Source organism: Nonomuraea sp. NPDC052116, from assembly GCF_040680035.1.
In the GTDB taxonomy this organism is placed as follows: Bacteria; Actinomycetota; Actinomycetes; order Streptosporangiales; family Streptosporangiaceae; genus Nonomuraea; species Nonomuraea angiospora_A.
In genome coordinates, this window is the sequence record NZ_JBFAWA010000031.1 from 1 (window position 1) to 18,808 (window position 18,808).

The 18,808-nt window shown below is 70.3% G+C and carries 23 protein-coding genes; 12 read left to right on the forward strand and 11 right to left on the reverse strand.

Going from position 1 to position 18,808, the window contains the following annotated elements:
* Nucleotides 1–99, forward strand: a 99-nt coding sequence (locus AB0L65_RS43935; RefSeq protein ID WP_364259278.1) for a CHRD domain-containing protein, incomplete at its 5' end; no start/stop codon positions are given.
* A gap of 127 nt (nucleotides 100–226) precedes the next feature.
* Here AB0L65_RS43935 and AB0L65_RS43940 read toward each other — a convergent pair.
* Genes AB0L65_RS43940 through mshA form a run of 3 tightly spaced genes read right to left on the reverse strand, consistent with a single transcriptional unit; the run spans nucleotide 227 to nucleotide 2,760 of the window.
* On the reverse strand, nucleotides 227–970 hold the full coding sequence (locus AB0L65_RS43940; RefSeq protein ID WP_363962087.1) for a phosphoglyceromutase: 744 nt from the start codon (nucleotides 968–970) through the stop codon (nucleotides 227–229).
* Nucleotides 971–993: 23 nt separating this feature from the next.
* A complete protein-coding gene (locus AB0L65_RS43945) occupies nucleotides 994–1,473 on the reverse strand; it encodes a YbjN domain-containing protein (RefSeq protein ID WP_364258829.1) in 480 nt (159 codons plus the stop codon).
* Nucleotides 1,474–1,521: 48 nt separating this feature from the next.
* Nucleotides 1,522–2,760, reverse strand: coding sequence for a D-inositol-3-phosphate glycosyltransferase (mshA, locus tag AB0L65_RS43950; RefSeq protein WP_350733436.1), 1,239 nt, complete (start codon nucleotides 2,758–2,760; stop codon nucleotides 1,522–1,524).
* Between the two features lie 161 nt (nucleotides 2,761–2,921).
* On the opposite strand from mshA, the gene AB0L65_RS43955 reads away from it, so the two are divergent.
* Both AB0L65_RS43955 and AB0L65_RS43960 read left to right on the forward strand, forming a co-directional pair.
* Nucleotides 2,922–3,665: an SDR family NAD(P)-dependent oxidoreductase gene (locus tag AB0L65_RS43955; RefSeq protein ID WP_364258832.1), complete on the forward strand. Its 744-nt coding sequence runs from the start codon at nucleotides 2,922–2,924 to the stop codon at nucleotides 3,663–3,665.
* Nucleotides 3,658–4,506, forward strand: coding sequence for a class I SAM-dependent methyltransferase (locus AB0L65_RS43960; protein ID WP_364258835.1), 849 nt, complete (start codon nucleotides 3,658–3,660; stop codon nucleotides 4,504–4,506). Before AB0L65_RS43955 ends, AB0L65_RS43960 begins: the two co-directional genes overlap by 8 nt.
* Here the strand turns inward: AB0L65_RS43960 and AB0L65_RS43965 are convergent.
* The 3 genes from AB0L65_RS43965 to AB0L65_RS43975 are packed head-to-tail and all read right to left on the reverse strand — an operon-like array spanning nucleotide 4,479 to nucleotide 7,242.
* Nucleotides 4,479–4,982 (reverse strand): O-acetyl-ADP-ribose deacetylase, encoded by a 504-nt coding sequence (locus tag AB0L65_RS43965; protein WP_350733246.1) that lies wholly within the window; start codon nucleotides 4,980–4,982, stop codon nucleotides 4,479–4,481. The two genes, AB0L65_RS43960 and AB0L65_RS43965, sit on opposite strands and share 28 nt — an antisense overlap.
* Nucleotides 4,983–4,998: 16 nt before the next feature.
* Complete coding sequence (locus AB0L65_RS43970) at nucleotides 4,999–6,762, reverse strand: cytochrome c oxidase assembly protein (RefSeq protein ID WP_364258838.1); 1,764 nt, start codon at nucleotides 6,760–6,762, stop codon at nucleotides 4,999–5,001.
* Between the two features lie 3 nt (nucleotides 6,763–6,765).
* Entirely contained in the window at nucleotides 6,766–7,242 is a 477-nt protein-coding gene (locus tag AB0L65_RS43975) for a DUF305 domain-containing protein (RefSeq protein ID WP_364258841.1), read from the reverse strand.
* A 104-nt stretch (nucleotides 7,243–7,346) separates the two neighbouring features.
* On the opposite strand from AB0L65_RS43975, the gene AB0L65_RS43980 reads away from it, so the two are divergent.
* The 6 genes from AB0L65_RS43980 (at nucleotide 7,347) to AB0L65_RS44005 (ending at nucleotide 10,813) form a co-directional block, all read left to right on the forward strand.
* Nucleotides 7,347–7,703 (forward strand): BlaI/MecI/CopY family transcriptional regulator, encoded by a 357-nt coding sequence (locus AB0L65_RS43980; RefSeq protein WP_350733241.1) that lies wholly within the window; start codon nucleotides 7,347–7,349, stop codon nucleotides 7,701–7,703.
* Nucleotides 7,700–8,605: a M56 family metallopeptidase gene (locus AB0L65_RS43985; protein ID WP_364258844.1), complete on the forward strand. Its 906-nt coding sequence runs from the start codon at nucleotides 7,700–7,702 to the stop codon at nucleotides 8,603–8,605. The genes AB0L65_RS43980 and AB0L65_RS43985 overlap by 4 nt, the downstream gene beginning before the upstream one ends.
* A gap of 63 nt (nucleotides 8,606–8,668) precedes the next feature.
* Nucleotides 8,669–9,160: a helix-turn-helix transcriptional regulator gene (locus tag AB0L65_RS43990; RefSeq protein WP_350733238.1), complete on the forward strand. Its 492-nt coding sequence runs from the start codon at nucleotides 8,669–8,671 to the stop codon at nucleotides 9,158–9,160.
* A 3-nt stretch (nucleotides 9,161–9,163) separates the two neighbouring features.
* A complete protein-coding gene (locus AB0L65_RS43995; RefSeq protein ID WP_364258846.1) occupies nucleotides 9,164–9,565 on the forward strand; it encodes a hypothetical protein in 402 nt (133 codons plus the stop codon).
* A gap of 119 nt (nucleotides 9,566–9,684) precedes the next feature.
* The gene (locus tag AB0L65_RS44000; RefSeq protein WP_192789781.1) at nucleotides 9,685–10,053 is read left to right on the forward strand and encodes a DUF2516 family protein; all 369 of its coding nucleotides are present in this window, start codon (nucleotides 9,685–9,687) and stop codon (nucleotides 10,051–10,053) included.
* A gap of 25 nt (nucleotides 10,054–10,078) precedes the next feature.
* Complete coding sequence (locus AB0L65_RS44005) at nucleotides 10,079–10,813, forward strand: alanyl-tRNA editing protein (RefSeq protein ID WP_364258847.1); 735 nt, start codon at nucleotides 10,079–10,081, stop codon at nucleotides 10,811–10,813.
* On the opposite strand, the gene AB0L65_RS44010 is transcribed toward AB0L65_RS44005, so the two are convergent.
* Complete coding sequence (locus AB0L65_RS44010; protein ID WP_364258850.1) at nucleotides 10,810–11,721, reverse strand: TetR/AcrR family transcriptional regulator C-terminal domain-containing protein; 912 nt, start codon at nucleotides 11,719–11,721, stop codon at nucleotides 10,810–10,812. The genes AB0L65_RS44005 and AB0L65_RS44010 overlap by 4 nt on opposite strands.
* Nucleotides 11,722–11,829: 108 nt before the next feature.
* Here AB0L65_RS44010 and AB0L65_RS44015 point away from each other — a divergent pair, with 108 nt between their 5' ends.
* A complete protein-coding gene (locus AB0L65_RS44015) occupies nucleotides 11,830–12,918 on the forward strand; it encodes an FAD-dependent monooxygenase (RefSeq protein ID WP_364258853.1) in 1,089 nt (362 codons plus the stop codon).
* Between the two features lie 28 nt (nucleotides 12,919–12,946).
* Nucleotides 12,947–14,554 (forward strand): DUF2207 domain-containing protein, encoded by a 1,608-nt coding sequence (locus tag AB0L65_RS44020; RefSeq protein ID WP_364258856.1) that lies wholly within the window; start codon nucleotides 12,947–12,949, stop codon nucleotides 14,552–14,554.
* A gap of 20 nt (nucleotides 14,555–14,574) precedes the next feature.
* Here the strand turns inward: AB0L65_RS44020 and AB0L65_RS44025 are convergent, their stop codons facing one another.
* Nucleotides 14,575–15,483: an asparaginase gene (locus AB0L65_RS44025; RefSeq protein ID WP_364258859.1), complete on the reverse strand. Its 909-nt coding sequence runs from the start codon at nucleotides 15,481–15,483 to the stop codon at nucleotides 14,575–14,577.
* Between the two features lie 60 nt (nucleotides 15,484–15,543).
* Here AB0L65_RS44025 and dtd point away from each other — a divergent pair, with 60 nt between their 5' ends.
* Nucleotides 15,544–15,969, forward strand: coding sequence for a D-aminoacyl-tRNA deacylase (dtd, locus tag AB0L65_RS44030; RefSeq protein ID WP_364258862.1), 426 nt, complete (start codon nucleotides 15,544–15,546; stop codon nucleotides 15,967–15,969).
* A gap of 155 nt (nucleotides 15,970–16,124) precedes the next feature.
* On the opposite strand, the gene AB0L65_RS44035 is transcribed toward dtd, so the two are convergent.
* The 3 genes from AB0L65_RS44035 to AB0L65_RS44045 form a co-directional block, all read right to left on the reverse strand.
* A complete protein-coding gene (locus tag AB0L65_RS44035; RefSeq protein ID WP_364258865.1) occupies nucleotides 16,125–17,063 on the reverse strand; it encodes a folate-binding protein in 939 nt (312 codons plus the stop codon).
* 242 nt (nucleotides 17,064–17,305) lie between these two features.
* Entirely contained in the window at nucleotides 17,306–17,719 is a 414-nt protein-coding gene (locus AB0L65_RS44040) for a Fur family transcriptional regulator (protein WP_185070409.1), read from the reverse strand.
* Nucleotides 17,720–18,509: 790 nt separating this feature from the next.
* Nucleotides 18,510–18,806 carry a DUF2470 domain-containing protein gene (locus AB0L65_RS44045; RefSeq protein ID WP_364258868.1) on the reverse strand — a complete coding sequence of 99 codons (297 nt, stop codon included), beginning with the start codon at nucleotides 18,804–18,806 and terminating at the stop codon, nucleotides 18,510–18,512.
* Between the last annotated feature and the right edge of the window lie 2 nt (nucleotides 18,807–18,808).

Genomic DNA, 18,808 nt, shown 5'->3' on the forward strand with positions numbered 1-18,808 from the left:
CCCACCGCCTTCCACATTCACCGGGGCAAGGCCGGCACGAACGGCCCCGTCGTCATCGACCTGCTGTCCAACGGCACCACCCGCGGCAACACAGCCTGATCCCCTTCGCGCGAAGCGCGCCTCTGCGAAGACCGCGCCCTTTGGGGGTCGAAGGGGGCGAAAGCCCCCTGGGAAGCACTGCCTGGAACCCCGAGCGCGAAGCGCCCAGGAGTGGAAGATGTCGCCTTCAGCGGCCCTGGTTGGCGACGGCCTCGATGGCGGCCTTGGCGGCGTCCGGGTCCAGGTATTCGCCGCCCGGCCGCTGAGGCTGGAAGTCGGAGTCGAGCTCGTACAGCAGCGGAATCCCCGTCGGGATGTTGAGGCCCGCGATCTCCTCGTCACCGACCCCGTCCAGGTGCTTGACCAGGGCCCGCAGGGAGTTGCCGTGGGCGGCCACCAGGACCGTGCGGTCGGCCGACAGGTCGGGGACGATCGAGTCGTACCAGTACGGGAGCATGCGGTCGACCACGTCCTTCAGGCATTCCGTACGGGGCATCAACTCCGGGGGAAGCAGGGCGTAGCGGGGGTCGCCGGCCTGGGAGAACTCGTCGTCGTCCGCGATCGGGGGCGGCGGCACGTCGTACGAGCGGCGCCACAGCATGAACTGCTCGTCGCCGAACTCCTCGCGCGTCTGGGCCTTGTTCTTGCCCTGGAGGGCGCCGTAGTGGCGCTCGTTGAGGCGCCAGCTCCGCTTCACCGGCAGCCAGAGCAGGTCGGCCTCCGCCAGCGCCAGCTGGGCCGTCTGGATGGCCCGGGTCAGCAGGCTGGTGTGGACGATGTCCGGGCGCAGTCCGGCGTCCTGGAGGAGCTTCCCGCCGCGGCGGGCCTCGTCCTCACCCTTGGCCGAGAGGCTCACGTCCACCCAGCCGGTGAACAGGCCCTTCGCGTTCCAGTCACTCTCGCCGTGCCTAAGCAGCACCAAAGTCGCCATATCGCCAATCCTATGGTCAGGGATTACCGGTCCGGGTCGGCGAAGCGGGCGAACGCCTGGAGGTTGGCCAGCGACTCCCCGCGCTTGGCCCGCCATTCCCACTCGCGCCTGATCGATGAGGCGAACCCCAGCTCAAGCGCCCGGTCGAACCAGTCGTCCGAGTACGTCAGCACGCACCCCAGGAGCCGGTCCACCTCCGCCTCGGTGACGGCGGCCAGTGGCAGCCGGCCCACCAGGTAGACGTCCCCCACGGGGTCGAGCGAGAAGTGCACGCCGTACATCGAGCCGTTCTTGCCGAGCAGCCAGCGGTAGAACTCGGTGTGGTTCTCGTCGGGCTGGCGGCAGAAGAACGCCTCGACGTGCAGCGCCTGCTCCCCCACGATCAACCACGTCATGGTGGCGAGCTTGTGCTGCCCGGGCAGTTTGACCAGGAACGCGCCCGGCCGCGGCTCGTCGTAGGTGACGTCCGCGGCCTTGAGCGCGGCTTCGACGACATCGCGCATGCCGACAAGGATAGAAGGCCGCCAGAACAAAGGTCGGGCTGGAAAGGGCTAGAAGTTCAGGGCGATAGGCGTTTTGTGCAGGTTTGCGATGGCGGCCGCGTACACCTCCACCAGGCGGGACGCGGTCGCCTGCCAGCCGAACGCCGCCGCGTGCGCGCGGGCTCCCGCCGACATCGAGTCGCGCCAGCGCGGCGAGACGACGAAGCGGCGCAGCGCCTGCGCCCACTGCGCCGGGTCGTGGCCGTCCACGAGGAGGCCCGACACCCCGTCCCGCACGGCGGTGCGCAGCCCGCCCACGGCGGCGGCCGCCACGGGGGTGCCGCAGGCCTGGGACTCCAGGGCGACGAGGCCGAACGACTCGCTGTACGAGGGCACGACCGTCACCGAGGCCGCCCGGTACCAGTCGGCCAGTTCCTCCTGGGGAGCCGGAGGAACGAGCCGGACGACGTCCGAGATGCCGAGTTCGGCGGCCAGCTCGGTGAGCAGGGACGGCCTGGCCAGGCCGTTGCCCGAGGGCCCGCCGACGCAGACCACGACCAGGCGCTCGCGCAGCGACGGGTCGTCGATGAGCATCCTGGAGGCGGCGCGGAGCAGCACGTCCGGGGCCTTGAGCGGCTGGATGCGGCCCACGAAGAGCAGGACGTGCGCGTCCTGCGGCAGGCCGAGCCGCCGGCGGGCGGCGCCCTGCGAGGCGGGCTGGAAGACGGTGAGGTTGACGCCCGGGTTCACGACGGCGACGCGCTCCTCGACGGCGCCGTACAGGTCGATCAGCTCTCGCGCCTCGTCCACGGTGTTGGCCACGAGGCGGTCGGCGACCTGCACGACCTGCTCCTCGCCGACCACGCGGGCCTTGGGCTCCGGGTTGTCGCCCTGGGCGAGCAGGAGGTTCTTGACCTTGGCCATGGTGTGCATGGTGTGCACGAGCGGCACGCCCCAGCGCTCCTTGGCCAGCCAGCCGACCTGGCCGGAGAGCCAGTAGTGGGAGTGGATGACGTCGTAGCGGCCCGGGTCGTACATGGCCTCGGTCCGCAGCACCCCGGACAGGAACGCGCAGAGCTGGCTCGGCAGCTCGCTGCGTTCCATCTCCTCGTACGGTCCCGCGGTGAGGTGGCGGACGAGGACGCCTGGGGCGAGTTCGGCCACGGGCGGGAGGTCGCGGGCGGTGGCCCGGGTGAAGATCTCCACTTCCACGCCGAGGTGAGCCAGCCGCTTGGCGGACTCCACGATGTACACGTTCATGCCTCCGGCGTCGCCCGTTCCGGGCTGGTCCAGGGGCGATGTGTGCATGCTGATGGTCGCGACCCGGCTGACCCGTCGTCGCCTCACTCGACACCACCTCCAGAAGGCTTATAACCGTCCAGATTTTTGCGACATTCCCGACACATGGTCATAACTGGGTATTTAGGGCGGTCGTCAACATGCCCGGGAGGGCTGGCAGGATGAGGAGCATGCGGAGAACGGCTGTGGTGACCGGGGCGAGCAGTGGGATCGGCGAGGCGACCGCGCGGCGGCTCGCCGCCGAGGGTTTCGAGGTGGTGGCGGGCGCGCGGCGGCGCGAGCGGCTCGACAAGCTCGCCGCGGAGGTGCCCTCGATCAGGCCGGTGACGTTGGATGTGACCTCCCAGGAGTCGGTCGACGCGCTCGCGGACTCGCTCGAGCGGTGCGACGTGCTGATCAACAACGCCGGTGGCGCCCTCGGCCTTGAATCGGTCGCGGAGGGGCACCTGGATGACTGGCAGCGGATGTACGACGTGAACGTGCTCGGCTCCCTGCGCATGACCCAGGCGTTCGTGCCCAAGCTCGTCGAGTCCGGCGACGGCGTGCTGGTGATGGTGACCTCGACGGCCGGCCTGGTGTCGTACGAGGGCGGCGGCGGCTACGTCGCGGCCAAGCACGCGCAGACGTCGATGGTCGAGACGCTCCGCCTGGAGCTGGTCGGGCAGCCGGTGCGGATCGTGGAGATCGCGCCGGGCATGGTGCAGAGCGAGGGGTTCGCGGTCACCCGGTTCCGCGGGGACGAGGCGGCCGCGGCGCGCGTCTACGAGGGCGTGCCCGGCCCGCTGACCTCCGACGACGTGGCCGACGCGATCGCCTGGTGCGTGACCCGCCCCGCCCACGTCAACATCGACCGCATGATCATCCGCCCGCGGGCCCAGGCCGCCCAGCACAAGGTGCACCGCGTCAGTGGCTAGACCGGCCGGGGCCGCCAAGGCGGGGGGCAGACCGGTCGGCGCCATCACCAGGGGCACGACCGGGCACAACCGGCTGCGGCGCTCCGACCGGTGGATCGCCGCCGCGCACGGCCGGCTGCTGCGGGCCGCCGAGCGGCCCCTCGTGGTGGATCTCGGCTACGGGGCGTCGCACACCACGACGCTGGAGCTGTTCACCCGCCTGCGCCGGGTGGCGCCCGGCGTCGAGGTGGTCGGGATCGAGATCGACCCGGCGAGGGTGGCGGTGGCCAAGCCGTACGAGCGGGAGGGCCTGAGCTTCCGGCTGGGCGGCTTCGAGCTGCCCGTCGGGCGCCCGCCGACGCTGGTGCGGGCCTTCAACGTCCTCAGGCAGTACGGCGAGGCGGAGGCGTGGCACTACTGGGACGTGCTCAGAGGCCGGCTGGCCCCCGGCGGTGTACTGGTCGAGGGGACCTCGTCCGAGAACGGGCGGCGCGCGATCTGGGTGGGGCTCTCTCCGGAAGGACCCCAGACGATCACGTTCTCGGCCCGTTTCGATGCTTTCGAGCGGCCTTCTGACCTGGCCGACCGGCTGCCGAAGACCCTCATCCACCGGAATGTGCCGGGCGAGCGGATTCATGCGTTCCTGAGCGACTTCGACCACGCGTGGGCGGTGAGCGCGCCGTACGGGGCCCATGGGCTGCGGCAGCGGTGGCTGGCCTCCGTGCGCGCGCTGTCGGGTTCCTGGCCCGTCGCCGGGCGACCGCCGCTCGGCGGCCCGGCCCGGTGGCGGCTCGGCGAGCTGACCCTCCCGTTCTCGGCGGTGGATCCCCGCGATCAGAGGCGCGCCTCGAACACGGCGTAGGCCGCGCTGTCGAACAGCACGAAGCGGACGTCCTCGACGGACGTGTCCGCCTGCCGGACCGTGTCCAGGGCGATCCGCGCGGCGTCGTCCATGGGCCAGCCGTAGATCCCGGTCGAGATCGCGGGGAAGGCCACCGACCTGGCCTCCAGCGTGTCGGCCACCCGCAGCGACTCCCGGTAGCAGGAGGCCAGCAGCTCCGAACGGTCCACTGACATGGAGTACACCGGCCCGACCGTGTGGATCACCCACTTCGCGGGCAGGCGCCCGGCCGTCGTCGCGACCGCCTTTCCGGTGGCCAGCCCCTTGCCGTAGTGGCCGGCCCGGAGCTTCCGGCACTCCTCGAGGATCTCCGGACCCCCGCGGCGGTGAATGGCGCCGTCCACGCCTCCGCCGCCCATGAGGGAGGAGTTGGCGGCGTTCACGACGGCGTCCGTCGGCTGCTCGGTGATGTCGCCTTTCACCAACGTGATGCGCATCTCACCGAGATTGGCATCAACGGCCGCCCCGCACCAGCACCGCGGTCCCCCTGCCGGCCATGCGCACGGCCAGCAGGACGAGCCCGGGCAGCGGCAGGAGCACGGCCACGGCTCCGGCCAGGCGCTGGTCGGCGAGGACGCCGGGCGCGCCGGACGGGGCCACGAGGGAGATCCAGTCGGCCGCGACCGGGGGCGCGAGCAGCAGGTACGTCCCGACGGCGAGGTGCGTCAGGGTCACGGCGGCCAGCAGGCGGGCGCGGTCGCCCCACGTCACCGGGTCCGCCCCGGTCAGGACGCCGAACACCAGCAGCCCGAGGCCGAAGAACAGGAGCTCGGTGAGCAGATGAGGGGCGTAGCCGGACAGCGACCACGACAGCCAGGGTGTGCCGTAGAGGAGGACGAACGCCCCGAAGTAGACGGCGGGATGCGCGAGGAACCGGTAGCGGCCGGTGACGGTGAACGGGGCGCCCAGGCAGAGCAGGAGCGGGGCGACGACGGTCAGCACCGTGTGCTGGACCGAGTGGACCGACAACATCGCCCGCGCGTAGCTCCCGACCCCGCCGAGCAGCACCAGCGCCGTCAGCGCCAGGCCCGCGTACCAGGCGATCGCGCGGCCTGCGGGCCAGGTGGCCGCCCTGCGCGCGCCGACCGCGTAGGCGACCGCGGGCAGCAACAGGAGGATCAGGAGGGTCGGGTCCAGGCGGAGCTCGGTGATCAGCGCTCCGGGGGTGAAGGGGGCGAGCGCGTACTCCAGGGCGGCCTGGTCGTGGCCGCCGCCGCCACCGGGCGGTGGCGGCGTGCGGGACAGGCCGATGGCCAGTCCGACGGCCGCCGCCATCACGATCACCTCGCCGGTGGCCAGGCGGATGAAGGTCCGGCGTACGGACCGGTCGGCGATGCCCGCGACCGTGCGGCGGCGATGGGTCCAGCCGAACAGGCCCAGGAGCACGAGGGCCGCGGTCTTGGCCAGCAGGAGCTGCCCGTACGCGCTCTGCCAGAGGTCGGACGGGGCGCTGAGCCGTACCCAGGCGCCGGCCACGCCCGAGACGGCCACGGCGGCGAAGCAGCACAGCGCGAGCGCGCTGAACCTGGGCAGCACCGCCGGCAGATCCGGGGACCGGCGGAAGTGGAGGAGCACCGCGACCAGGCCGCCGACCCAGACCGAGACCGAGACCAGGTGCGACATGAGGGCGGAGACGGCGATGTCGTGGTCGCCCGCGGAGGCCGCATGCCCGACGTAGGCGGGCGGCAGCAGCCCGAACACGGCGACCGCCAGCCGGACCGCCGAGGGCAGCCGCCAGGTGAGCCCCACGACGACCGTGGCGGCCAGCACCACGAGCAGGGCCTGGGTCTGCGGGATCGAGGTGCCGAACTCCAGCAGGTCAGGCGAGGCGAGCAGGGCTCCGGCGGGCAGCGGGATGAGGTTGGACAGGGTGAGCACGTAGCTCAGCCCGGTCGCCAGGGCCCAGCCGAGCGCCCACCAGCCGGCCGCGCGGCGGCAGGACCGGGACTCGGGCGAGGAGGCGGGGGCCAGGAGGGCGGCGACGAGCGTACCGACGCAGCCGACCGCGCACACGTCGAACCAGAACCGGGCCAGGGGCAGCCCCCACTCGGTGAACGGCCCGGCGGTGGGCAGCCCGGGAAGCTCCGGCTTGATGGCCCCGCCGAACCGCAGGACGACGACCAGCACCACCACGCCGGCGGCCACCGCCGCACCGGCGTAGGTCCTGGCCGACTTCCCTGCCGCGACCGATGGAACCGACGGGAACGCCCTGGCCATGGGTCAGCCCGCTTGCTTGGCGATCTCGGCCAGCTCCGCCTTCTGAGCCTTGATGATCTTGTCGGCCAGCTCGAGCGTGGGCCCGTGCTTGCCCGACTTCTTGACGGTCTCGGCCATCATCACGCCGTGCTCCAGATGGCCCGACAACGCCGACAGCCACTCCTTGTCGAAGCCGGAGCCGGCCTTCAGGTCCGCGCCCATCCGGTCGGTCGGCTCCGGCGGCACCGTCTCCTTCCAGGACTGCAGCCACGACGACATCATGTCGATGTCCGCCTGCTCCTCCGCGATGAGCTTCGTGCTCAGGTCACGGACGTACGGGGACTTTCCGCTCTTGGCCGCCACCTCGGCCAGCTGGATCGTCTGCTGGTGGTGCGTGATCATCTCCTGGCTGAAGACCACGTCAGCCTGATCGTGTGTCGTCGACGTGCTGTCCGCCGAGGCCGCGCACCCGGCCGCCAGCACCAGACCGAGCAGGGCCACAACCGCTGTACTCCAACGCATACACGGAGATACGCACGACACGGAGACGTGGTTCACACGACCCAAATGCCTGCTCGACAGGTTGTAGAGCTAGCCTGTAGGACGTGAAGGGTCTTGGCGAGCTTGAGCGCAGCATCATGGACATCCTCTGGGCGGAGAGCAGCGCGCTGACCGCCCGTGAGGTCGGCAGGCTCATCGCCGACCGCGACCTTGCCCCCACCACGGTGATGACCGTGCTCGACCGCCTCACCCGGAAGGGCTTCCTCCAGCGCACCCGGGACGGCCGCGCATGGAGATATCAACCGGCCGAAAGCCGCGACGCGTACATCGCCGAGCTTATGCTGGAAGCCTTGGACATGACGGGCGACCGATCGGCCGCCCTGACTCGCTTCGCCCAGGCCGTGTCGGGCTCGGAGGCGGAGATCCTGCGCAGAGCCCTTACGGAGCTGGAGGAAGAGTGATCACGGCAGCGGCGCTGGCAGCGCTCGCCACGGCGTGCGCGGTTGGCTCCTGGCGTTTCACGACTGCCCGGTGGACCTCACGCGCTCCTCGGCTGGCCATCATCGTCTGGCAGTCCCTGGGGGTGTCCTGGGGCCTGGCCACCACCGGCGCCATGCTCGCCTACGCGGTCCAGCCGTACGGCGAGGGGGTGCTGCCCGGGCTGTTCGCGTTCGCGCGGGGGGAGGCGCCGCTGGAGGCGTGGGACCCGCTGCACGTGCTGGCCCTGATCGCGGGGCTCACCGCCCTGACCGTGCTGATCGCGGTGCTGCTCACCGCGGGTGTGCAGGCGCTGCGCGCCCGCCGCAGGCACCGCATGCTGCTCGCGCTGATCTCCCACGACGACCCCGGCGTGCCCGGGGTGCGGGTGCTCGCCCACCCTGGCGCCGCCGCCTACTGCGTGCCCGGCCTGCGTTCGCAGGTCGTGGTGAGCGAGGGCGCGCTCAAGCTGCTGTCGGAGGACGAGATGGCCGCCGTGCTCGCGCACGAGGCCGCGCACGTGCGCGAGCGGCACGACCTGGTGCTGCTGCCCTTCGCCGCGCTGCGCAGGGCGATGCCCTGGTCGAAGGTGGTGGCCGACGCGCAGGCGCAGGTGGAGCTGCTCATCGAGATGGCCGCCGACGACCGCGCCCGGCGCTACTGCTCGCCGCGCAGGCTGGCGACGGCGCTGCTCAGGTTCGGTACGGCGGGCGCCATGCCGACCCCCCAGGGCATGCTCGGCGTGCACGCCAAGCACGTCATGGCCAGGGTCGACCGCCTGATCAAGCCGGCTCCCGAGCTGGCCGCCCCGGTGCGCTACGGCTACATCGCACTCTCTGTGACGTTGGTCACCTCGGCGCCTCTCCTGTGGGTCTTCCAGCTCTGACGTGCTTGCTGGCGTTAACCGTCCCGTTTGCAATTGCAAGCACTACGGGGCAGACTATGAGGCATGGCACTACCCAAGGTCGACTCGATCGGTGAATACATCCGCGAGCAACGGCAGCAGGCGAAGATCTCGCTGCGCCAGCTCGCGGCGGCGGCAGGGGTCTCCAACCCCTACCTGAGCCAGATCGAGCGTGGGCTGCGCAAGCCGAGCGCGGAGATCCTCAACCAGATCGCCAAGGGTCTGCGCATCTCCTCGCAGGCGCTCTACGTGCAGGCGGGCCTCATCGAGGACCGCGAGCCGCCGAGCGACGTCATCACGGCGATCAGGGCCGACACGCACCTCAGCGAACGGCAACGCCAGGTGCTGATTGATATCTATGAGTCGTTCCGCAAGGAGAAGCGCGCCGAAGACGAGCAGACCTCCCAGAATGCTCGCCCCCGGCACGACTCCGGATCGGACGACGAACCGCTGTCAGAGGAGTTTCTCGCCGCTCTTGAGCCCTATACGGCGACCTCCGGCAACGGCAACGTCACCCAGGAAACCAAGGAAGGTTAACCCATGACGCTCGCAACCGAGGTCAAGAAGCTTACGGAGTCCAAGCCGTTCTACGCCGTCGCGGGTGTCGGCGACTTCGCGGTCGAGAAGCTCCGCGAGCTGCCCGAGCAGTTGCAGAAGCTGCAGTCGCGCCGCACCGAGCTGACCAAGGACCTGCCGGAGATGGCCCGCGTGTACGCCGGCAAGGCCGAGAGCTTCGCCAAGGAGTTCCCGGAGAAGGCCCGCGGATACGCCGACCAGCTCGCCGGCAGGGCCACCGAGGCCTACGAGGACTTCGCCACGCGCGGCCGCCGGGTCGTCAGCAAGACGAGCGGCGACGCCGCGCTGGAGCTCGAGGAGGTGGCGCAGGCCGCCAAGCCCGCCACCCCGGCCAGGAAGCCCCGCACCACCAGGGCGAGGGGCTGAGCTGACGCGAAAGCCCGTCTCCCGAGGGAGGCGGGCTTTCCGCTTTGGGGTGCCCGTCTGTCAGGGTCGCCTATTAGGCTGAAGCCGATTTCATTGCGGCGTGGTGCGGAGCCAACAACATGAATTTGATCAACAGTGTCCTCAATCTCCTCTTCCTGGTGCTCGCCGCCGTCATCTTCGGCATGTCGGCGTACGCGCTCGTGCACGCGCTACGGGTGCCGACCGGCGCTTTCGTCTCGGCGGGCAAGCTGCAGAAGAACATCTGGCTGCTGATCCTGGCGCTGGCGACGCTGTTCTCGGTGGGCGGCGCCTGGAGCTACTTCATCGACTTCCTCATCGTCGGCGGCGCCGGCTTCATCGGCCTGGGCGCGCTGGGCTTCTTCTCGATCGTGGCCGCCATCGCCGCCACGATCTACATCGTGGACGTCAAACCGGCCGTCAAGGGCATGGGCGGGCGGGGCAACAACGGTCCCTACGGCCCCTGGTGATCGACCCGGGCGTTAGGCTGCCGACATGACCTACGACCTCCACGGGCGCACGCAGCGGCTGGAGCTGTCCGACCAGGTTCTCCTCGATTTCGAGGCCGTCGTGCTGGAGGCGACGCCCGAGGGGATCGTGCTGGACAGGTCGGCGTTCTATCCGGGCGGCGGCGGCCAGCCGGCGGATCACGGAGTGCTGATCTGGCAGGGCGTCGAGACGCGCGTCGTGGGGGTGCGCAAGGGCGACGACCTCCAGCTGATCCCGGCCGAGGGCGATCCCATCCCGCCGGTGGGCACCGTGGTCGAGGCGGCGGTGGCCGACGAGCGGCGCTCGGCCCTCATGCGTACGCACTCGGGGCTCCACGTGCTGTGCGGGGTGGTGTTCAGGGACTACGGCTGCCTCGTCACCGGCGGCAACATGGACGAGCTCAGCGCGCGGATGGACTTCAACCTGCCCGAGGTGCCCCCCGGGTTCAAGGAGGCCGTCGAGGACGCCTGCAACACCGAGATCGCCGCCGACCGGCGCATCGACGTACGCGTCCTGCCGCGCAAGGAGGCGTTCGACATCCCCGACATCATCCGCACGGCCACCAACCTGGTCCCGGAGACCGTCCAGGACGTGCGGATCGTCGACATCGTGGGCCTCGACACCCAGGCCGACGGCGGCACCCACGTGGCCTCCACCAAGCAGATCGGCCACATCAAGGTGGCCAAGATCGAGAGCAAGGGCCGCGGCTTCCGCCGGCTGCGCATCCAGATCTCCGACTAGTCGATCACCTTGGCGAGGCCGTCGAGCAGCGGGCCGAGCCCGAACTCGAAGAGCCGGTCCAGGTCGAGGTCGAAGTCGCCGTTCAGTTCGGCCACGACCCCGGCGAAGGCGCGATATTCCTCGGACTCGGCGATCCAGCGCAGGTGCTCCTCCTGCCCGGCCATGAACTCGTCGGCGCTGAGCCCCGTAGCGGCCTGGGCCTGCCGCTCCAGCTCGAGGTTGGCGGCGATGCCCTGCACGTAGCTGTAGACCAGGGTGTGCACGTGCATCTTGGCCGTGGCGTCGAGCCTCGTGCCCGCCAGCGCGGCCATGACCCACTCCGTGTGCCTGAGCAGGCTGGCCGAGGGCAGCGGCCTGGTCAGCGAGGTGACGCCGGCCATCCACGGGTGCGCGCGGTAGCCGGCCCACTGGAGGCGCGCCGACACCTCCAGCCTGGCCCGCCAGCCGTCCGGGGGCTCCCCGGGCAGCGGGAACTCGTCGATGACGGCTTCGACCATGAGCAGGACCAGGTCGTCCTTGCCGCCCACGTGGCGGTAGAGGGACATGGTGGCCATGCCGAGCCGGTCGGCGAGGCCGCGCATGGTCAGCTCGGGCAGGCCCTCGGCGTCGGCGATCTCGACGGCGGCCCGTACGATGCGCTCCCGCGTCATCTCATTTCCTGAAATATCCGGCCGCCGGGCCGCCGCCCTGCCCCCGCGCGGCTCCGCCACGATCGTCCCCACGCGCGGCTCGGCGACCACGACACCCTCCTGGGCCAGGAGCGCGAGCGCCTTGGCGGCGGTGGCCAGGGCGACCCCCCGGTCCCTGGCGAGCTGCCTGGTGGACGGGACGCGGTCTCCTGGGCGGAGCCGGCCGTCGGCTATGCGGCGCTTGATGTCGGCGACGATCTCGGCGTAGGGGGCTGCCATCCCATCCTCCTGTACTAGTACAGATCTCTCCATATTACCCTTGTGGGCTGCTGTCCGTACTGCGTACATTCAGCGTACAACGTCAACACCTGCGACAAGGAGCAGAACATGAAGGTCCTCATCTCGGGCGCGAGCGTCGGCGGCGCCGTCCTGGCGTACTGGCTGCGGCGGCACGGGTACGAGACCACGCTCGTCGAGCGGGCCCCGGCCCCGCGCAAGGGCGGTCAGGCCATCGACATCAGGGGCGCCGCGCTGGACGTGGTCGCGAAGATGGGCGCCATCGAGCAGATCAGGGCGCTGCGGACGACCATGCGCGGCATGTCCATGGTGGACGGCGACGGCAACGAGCTCATGCGCAGCTACGAGGAGACGGTCAGCGGCGGCCGGTTCGACAGCCCGGACATCGAGATCATGCGCGACGACCTGACCGCCATCCTCACCTCGGCCTCGGGCGCCGAGTACGTGTACGGCGACTCGATCGCCACCCTCGACCAGGACGCCGACGGCGTGGACGTGACGTTCGAGAGCGGCGGCCGGGGGCGCTACGACTACGTGTTCGGCGCCGACGGCCTGCACTCCAACGTGCGCAGGCTCACCTTCGGCCCGGAGGCGCAGTTCCTCAGCCACCTCGGCATGTACGTCTCCATCTTCACCACCGACAACTTCCTCGGGCTGGACCACTGGCAGACCTGGTTCCGCGAGGGCGACACGGGAGGCGCCCTCTTCAGCGACCGGGACGCCACCGTGATGCGGGTCAACCTGGGCTTCGGCGCGGGTCCGATCGACTACGACCACCGCGACGTCGAGCAGCAGAAGCGCCTGATCCAGGAGCGCTGCTCGGGGCTGCGCTGGGAGGTGCCCAAGCTGCTGGAGGCCATGTGGAAGGCCGACGACTTCTACTTCGACGCCATGGCCCAGGTCAGGATGGAGCGCTGGTCGAAGGGCCGGGTCGCGCTGGTCGGCGACGCGGGCTACTGCGCCTCGCCGCTGTCGGGGCAGGGCACCAGCCTGGCGCTGGTGGGGGCGTACGTGCTGGCGCAGGAGCTCGGCAAGGAGCCGATCGGGGCCTTCGACCGGTACGAGGAGCGCATGCGCCCGTACGTCGCGCAGAACCAGGCGCTCGCCCACGAGAACCCCGGCCAGGGTGCCTCGCCGGAGAGCGTTCAGCGGGCGGCAACCAGCATCACGCTGGACTGACAGTCACGAACCGATACGATTTGCCGCCATGGGTACCAGACTCACCATGGCCGCACTCGGGGCCACCGCTCTGACGTTGACCGCCGTACCCGCGTACGCGGCGGGCGCCGGGATCACGGACGAGGTGACGATGACCCTCGGCAAGAACGGCACCCTGCACGTGGTCGAGAAGATCAGCGGAGCGTCGGGTGAGCTCAAGCGGACGTTCATCACCAGGACGCGGTACGACGACGGCAACGACCGCGTCTACCAGATCTCGAACGTCAAGGGCGGCACCCTCGCCGGCGACGTGCTCACCGTGAAGGGCGACGGAACGGTCGAGTACGACGTCAAGGGGGCGGTGACCACCTCGGGCGGTGTCGAGGAGCTGCGCTGGTTCGCGGTGAACGGCTGGAGCCAGCAGGTCGCCAAGGCCACGGTCAAGGTGAACGGCCCCGGGCAGGTCCAGAACCTGTCCTGCTTCGCCGGCGAGCTGACCTCGGCCATCGGCTGCACCTCGGCCTCCATGGACCACTCGGCCACCGAGGCCGACTTCGAGCAGGAGAACATCGCCCCCAGCCAGGCCCTGACCGTGGTCGTCGGCTACCCCAAGGGGTCCAGCTCCGGCGTCCCCATCCTGGAGCGGCGCTTCTCGCTGGCCTCGGCGTTCACCCTGAACATCGTCACCGGCGGCGCCCTGGCCGGCCTGCTGGTGCTGCTGCTCGGCGGCGTCGTCCTGCTCTACTGGACGCGCGGCCGTGACGCCAGGGCCGCCGGCCACGCGCAGGGCCCGGTCGATCCGGTGCAGAACGGCCACTTCTCCCCGCCCGACGGGGTACGGCCCGGTCAGATCGGCACCTTGGTGGACGAACAGGCCGACGTGGTCGACGTGACCGCGACGATCGTCGACCTCGCGGTCCGCGGCTACCTGCGGATCGACGAGCAGCCGCGCCAGACGTACGACGCGCCCGACTGGATGCTGGTCAGGCTGCCGAACGCGCCGGTCAACGCGCTGCTGCCGTACGAGCGCGCCCTGTACGACGCCATCTTCGACGGGCGGGACGCGGTGCTGCTGTCGCAGCTGTCCGGCTCGTTCGCGGCCCACCTGGGCAAGGTGCGCGACGCCCTGTACGCCGACGTGGTCAAGCAGGGCTGGTTCGCCCGCCGGCCCGACACCGAGCGCACCAGGTGGACGACGATCGGCGTGGTGCTCATCGCGGTCGGCGTGCTGGCCACGGCAGGGCTGGCCTGGTTCACCACGTACGGGCTGCTGGGTCTGGCCGTCATCATCGCGGGCGGCGCGTTGGCCGTCGGCGGGCAGTACATGCCGGCCAAGACGGCCAAGGGCTCGGCGGCGCTGGCGCACACGATGGGCTTCCGGCAGTACCTGTTCTCCGGCGAGCTGGGGGAGGTGCCGGAGCAGCACCGGGTTGAGCTGTTCTCCCGCTACCTGCCCTATGCGGTGATCTTCGACGGGGTGGAGCACTGGTCGCGGGTGGTGGCCTCGGTCACGGGGAACGGCCACCAGTCCGACAACCTCTACTGGTACCACGGGCCCGCGGAGTGGGATCTGTCCAAGTTCGCCGGGTCGATGCGGACGTTCACCACGACGACCTCGGGCGCCATCTCCGCCACCCGCCAGTTCCGCACGCTCTGACGGAACCGGTTTCGCACGCTCTAACGGAACCGGAGCTCACCCACCGGCCGGCCGCCGCCGAACACCGGCGGTGCAGCCAGCTCGGCCAGCTCCGGCGCGTCCAGGCCCAGCGAGCGCAGGGCCGCGACCGTGGCCGGGACACGGGCGCGCTGGGACCCGTCCTCGATCTTGACGGTGCCCGCGCGCCCGTCCTCGAACACGAACGCGTCGAACGCCTCCGCCCCCGCCTTCAGCATGAGCCCCGGCAGAGCGCGCATCAGCTTGGCCTCGGGGCGGTCGGTGCCCGAGGTCCACTCGGGGTAGGTGCTCATCGCGTCGAAGATCTTGCGCTCGTACGAGTCGGGGGATGACATCGGGAACGCCCTGAACGCCTTCGTCACGCCCAGCATCGACACGAAGAACAGCGGCGCCCCGCACCCGTCCACCCCGGAGGCCGCCACCCGCTCCCCCGTCAGGTCCTCCACGGTCTCGCGGATCGCCCGCTGGAGCGGGTGCTTGGGCTCGAGGTAGGACTCGGTGGGCCAGTCGTTCAGGACGCAGGTGGCCAGCATGGCGGCGTGCTTGCCGGAGCAGTTCATGTAGACGCGGCCGCATTCCGTGGCACTCCGGTCGTACGGGTAGTCCTCGGGGCACAGCAGCGCCGACTCCTCCAGCCCGGCGCCCGCGAGGATCTTCCTGACGCCGTCCACGTGGAACGGCTCGCCCGAATGCGAGGCGCAGGCCAGCGCCAGCAGCTCCTCCTCCAGCCCGAGCCCCGAACGGAGCATGCCGAGCGCCTGGAGCGGCTTCATCGACGACCGTGGCGACGCGGGAACATGCACCGCGCCCTTCGCCTCGACCGGGCGTCCTTCCGCGTCCACCGTCAGCATGCGAGCCTGATGCGTGGACTCCACGAACCCGGACCGGACAACTTCCACAATCATCGACATTTCGCTTCCCCTTTCGGCATGAGTCTACGAACCCTTCTTCCTGGTCCAGAATGGGTTGCCATGCGAGCAGTGGTGCAGAGAGTGAGTTCGGCGTCGGTGGTGGTCGACGGTCAGACCGTCGGGGCCATCGACGAGCCCGGCCTGCTGGTGCTGGTGGGCGTCACCCACACGGACACGCGGGCCGAGGCCGCCAAACTCGCCGCCAAGCTCTGGGGCCTGCGCATCCTGCACGGCGAGAAGTCCTGCTCGGACGTGTCGGCGCCGCTCCTGGTGATCAGCCAGTTCACCCTGTACGGGGACGCCCGCAAGGGACGGCGGCCGACGTGGCAGGCCGCCGCCCCTGGGCCGGTCGCGGAGCCGCTGGTGGATGCCGTGGTGGAGGAGCTGCGCCAGTTGGGGGCGCACGTGGAGACGGGCGTCTTCGGCGCCGACATGAAGGTGTCGCTCGTCAACGACGGCCCGATCACCCTCATCCTCGACTTCTGACCGCCCACGCCTGGGCGCCTGCCACCAGGCGAGCCATCACCCGGGCGCCTGCCGCCGGGAGAGCCCTCACCTGGGCGTCTTCCACCGGGAGCCCTCACCCGGGCGTCTGCCGCTGGGAGAGCCCCCGCCTGGGCGTCTGCCACCGGGAGGGGCCTTCAGCGGATGCGGCGGCGGAGGGCCGGGTCGATGGAGACGTTGCGTCCCGCGTCCGGCGGCACGATGACCTCCTGCGCGGCCGCCACCCCACCGGCCAGCAGCGGCGCGTCCACCGGCACCGTCCGCTTGACCACCGCCAGCGCGATCGGCCCGAGCTCGTGGTGCCGGGCGGCCGACCCGACCACACCGACCTCGTGGCTCTCGAAGATCACCGGATCACCGTGCGCCGGCAGCGTGTCGACACTGCCGTCGAGGTGCAGGAACACCAGGCGCCGCGGCGGATGCCCGAGATTGTGCACCCGGGCGACCGTCTCCTGGCCGCGGTAGCACCCCTTGCTCAGGTGTACGGCCGCACCGATCCAGCCCACCTCATGGGGAATCGTCTTGTGATCGGTGTCGAACCCCAGCCGCGGCCGGTGCGCCTCGATCCGCAGCGCCTCGTACGCCCACAGCCCCGCCAACGGCTTGCCCAGGTGATCGGGCAGCTCGTCGCGCGGCACCAGGAAGTCCTCCGTGGCCGTGGACAGCACGGCCAGGTCGTCGGCCCGCGACACCTCGACCCGCAGCATGAACCGCATCCGGTCGAGATAGTCGATCAGGCTCTGCGCGGTGCCCGGCTCGACATGGGCCAGCATGCTCTCACCGTCGTCGACAAGTGTCAGGTGGTGCAGCACGTGACCCTGCAGGTCGAGATCGAGCGTCTGCGTCCACTCGCCCGGCTTCAGGGCGTCGAGTTTCTGCGAGGTCAGGTCGTTGAGCCATTTCAGCCGGTCTACGCCGGCGATGCGGACCACCTCACGGTTGCTGCGGTCGACGACCGCCTCACCCTTGGCCAGTGCACGCTGCTCGGCGAACAGATCGCCGTAGTGCGCGGCAACGTCGGAATCCGGCCCATCGGCCGCGACGGCACCGGGGAGATCGAGCAGAGGGCTACGCATGCCCTCCAGGTTATCGGCACTCACACCACCGCCCGAAAACCCCCACCCACTCGCCCACGTACAGCAGCCGCCCAACAACCGGAAGCGACCACTCACGTACTAACGGCAGCCGCCCAACACCTGGGCACACGACCACCCACCCACCTGCGGCAGCCGCTCAACCCTCGTGAACGACCACCGCCCCAACTCCCAGCAGTCACGACAGTCGCGGGAACGCCCGGAGGCGGCCTTCCTCCCGCCCGCTACCGGCAGTTGCGGCACCGTCCGAAGACGGTCAGATGATGCACGTCCGCGACGAACCCCAGCTCCTCGTCCAGCCCTTTGACCAGCCCGTCCGCCAGCTCGGGCCGTACCTCGAACACCTCGTCGCACCCCCGGCACACCAGGTGCACGTGATCGGCCTCAGCGGCCAGGTGGTAGGTCGGCGCACCGTGCCCCAGATGCGTGTGGGTCACCATGCCGAGCTCTTCGAGCAGCTCCAGCGTCCGGTAGACCGTGGAGATGTTCACGCCACGCGCGGTCTCGCGGACCTTGACGCAGATCTCCTCGGGCGTGGCGTGCTCCAACGTCTTGACCGCCTCAAGGACGAGCTGGCGCTGCGGGGTGACCCGGTAGCCCTTGGCGCGGAGTTCCTCATGCCACTGCGTCTCCGTCATGCCCCGAGTGTACGGCCCGGCGATATTCACTTGCCCCTTTCGCGCACAAGCGCATAGCGTCTTTGGTACGCGGAAAGGAGGTGGTCCAAACAATGGTGAATCATAGTTGGGCTAGCGAGGTGGTTGTCCGCTAGCGCTGCGGACTGTTGTCTCGTGACGTATGCGAATACGAGGCAACCACCGGGGCCCCTGGCAGCCGGAGGGCGGGACCATGATCCCGTCTTTGGTCCATCCGGCCCACCTGCCGAGCAGGTGGAGTTCGCCTGGGGCCCTTCTTCATGTCCACGTCGGGAAGCCGAGCCGTCGCACGCACCTTGGCGGACGGACGCCCCCGCTCGTGAAATCCCCGCCTGACGCTTCGGGCCGTGGCCATCACCGGCTCCAAGAGCACGACCGGGGCCACTCACCCGGCCACCGAGGAGACCTCGGCACGACCGCAGTCACTCACCCGCCCGCCGAGACCTCCGCACGACCGGCTTACGCACCCGACCACCGAGACCTCGACCACCGCAGAGCACCACCGGGGTTACTCACCCGACCACCGAGACCTCCGCCACTACAGAGCACTATCGGGGTTACTCACCCGGCCACCGATATCCCAGCCGCCGATGTTCCGGCCAGCGATGTTCCGGCCAGCGATGTTCCGGCCAGCGATATGCCGCCACCACGATCGCTACGCCATGAAGCGCGACTCGGGGGCGAGGGAGACAGTCTCGAGAGACGAAGGGACAGGCTCGAGGGGCAAAGGGGACAGGCGCGAGACCAAGAGCCCCGTTTAGCGCTCACCCCGTCAGTGCTCACCTCGCGCCGCGATGCCGAGCTTGTCGCACGCGTCCCGATAGAGCTGCACCACAGCCTTACGCACCTGGGCCCGCTCGGTGAGCGTCTCCCCCCAGGGCACCCGCACCCGTTCCCCACCATCGACCATGAACTCGATCGCCTCGGCATCCACGTCACTCGTCACCGCCGAGGTGGCGTCGGGCCGGCCGCCGAGTGCCCGCACGATGATCAGCGAGTCCCCGGCGTGGTCGTCATTCATGTGGCGCTTGATCGCCTCGACGACGTCAGCGGTGAAAGGCGTGCTCATAT

Bases quoted from the DNA above. Each gene is read 5' to 3' on its own strand.
- AB0L65_RS43940 (WP_363962087.1), bottom strand. From the start codon at position 970: ATGGCGACTTTGGTGCTGCTTAGGCACGGCGAGAGTGACTGGAACGCG.
- AB0L65_RS43945 (WP_364258829.1), bottom strand. From the start codon at position 1,473: ATGCGCGATGTCGTCGAAGCCGCGCTCAAGGCCGCGGACGTCACCTAC.
- mshA (WP_350733436.1), bottom strand. From the start codon at position 2,760: ATGCACACATCGCCCCTGGACCAGCCCGGAACGGGCGACGCCGGAGGC.
- AB0L65_RS43955 (WP_364258832.1), top strand. From the start codon at position 2,922: ATGCGGAGAACGGCTGTGGTGACCGGGGCGAGCAGTGGGATCGGCGAG.
- AB0L65_RS43965 (WP_350733246.1), bottom strand. From the start codon at position 4,982: ATGCGCATCACGTTGGTGAAAGGCGACATCACCGAGCAGCCGACGGAC.
- AB0L65_RS43970 (WP_364258838.1), bottom strand. From the start codon at position 6,762: ATGGCCAGGGCGTTCCCGTCGGTTCCATCGGTCGCGGCAGGGAAGTCG.
- AB0L65_RS43990 (WP_350733238.1), top strand. From the start codon at position 8,669: ATGGCACTACCCAAGGTCGACTCGATCGGTGAATACATCCGCGAGCAA.
- AB0L65_RS43995 (WP_364258846.1), top strand. From the start codon at position 9,164: ATGACGCTCGCAACCGAGGTCAAGAAGCTTACGGAGTCCAAGCCGTTC.
- AB0L65_RS44000 (WP_192789781.1), top strand. From the start codon at position 9,685: ATGAATTTGATCAACAGTGTCCTCAATCTCCTCTTCCTGGTGCTCGCC.
- AB0L65_RS44005 (WP_364258847.1), top strand. From the start codon at position 10,079: ATGACCTACGACCTCCACGGGCGCACGCAGCGGCTGGAGCTGTCCGAC.
- AB0L65_RS44010 (WP_364258850.1), bottom strand. From the start codon at position 11,721: ATGGCAGCCCCCTACGCCGAGATCGTCGCCGACATCAAGCGCCGCATA.
- AB0L65_RS44015 (WP_364258853.1), top strand. From the start codon at position 11,830: ATGAAGGTCCTCATCTCGGGCGCGAGCGTCGGCGGCGCCGTCCTGGCG.
- AB0L65_RS44020 (WP_364258856.1), top strand. From the start codon at position 12,947: ATGGGTACCAGACTCACCATGGCCGCACTCGGGGCCACCGCTCTGACG.
- AB0L65_RS44025 (WP_364258859.1), bottom strand. From the start codon at position 15,483: ATGTCGATGATTGTGGAAGTTGTCCGGTCCGGGTTCGTGGAGTCCACG.
- dtd (WP_364258862.1), top strand. From the start codon at position 15,544: ATGCGAGCAGTGGTGCAGAGAGTGAGTTCGGCGTCGGTGGTGGTCGAC.
- AB0L65_RS44035 (WP_364258865.1), bottom strand. From the start codon at position 17,063: ATGCGTAGCCCTCTGCTCGATCTCCCCGGTGCCGTCGCGGCCGATGGG.
- AB0L65_RS44040 (WP_185070409.1), bottom strand. From the start codon at position 17,719: ATGACGGAGACGCAGTGGCATGAGGAACTCCGCGCCAAGGGCTACCGG.
- AB0L65_RS44045 (WP_364258868.1), bottom strand. From the start codon at position 18,806: ATGAGCACGCCTTTCACCGCTGACGTCGTCGAGGCGATCAAGCGCCAC.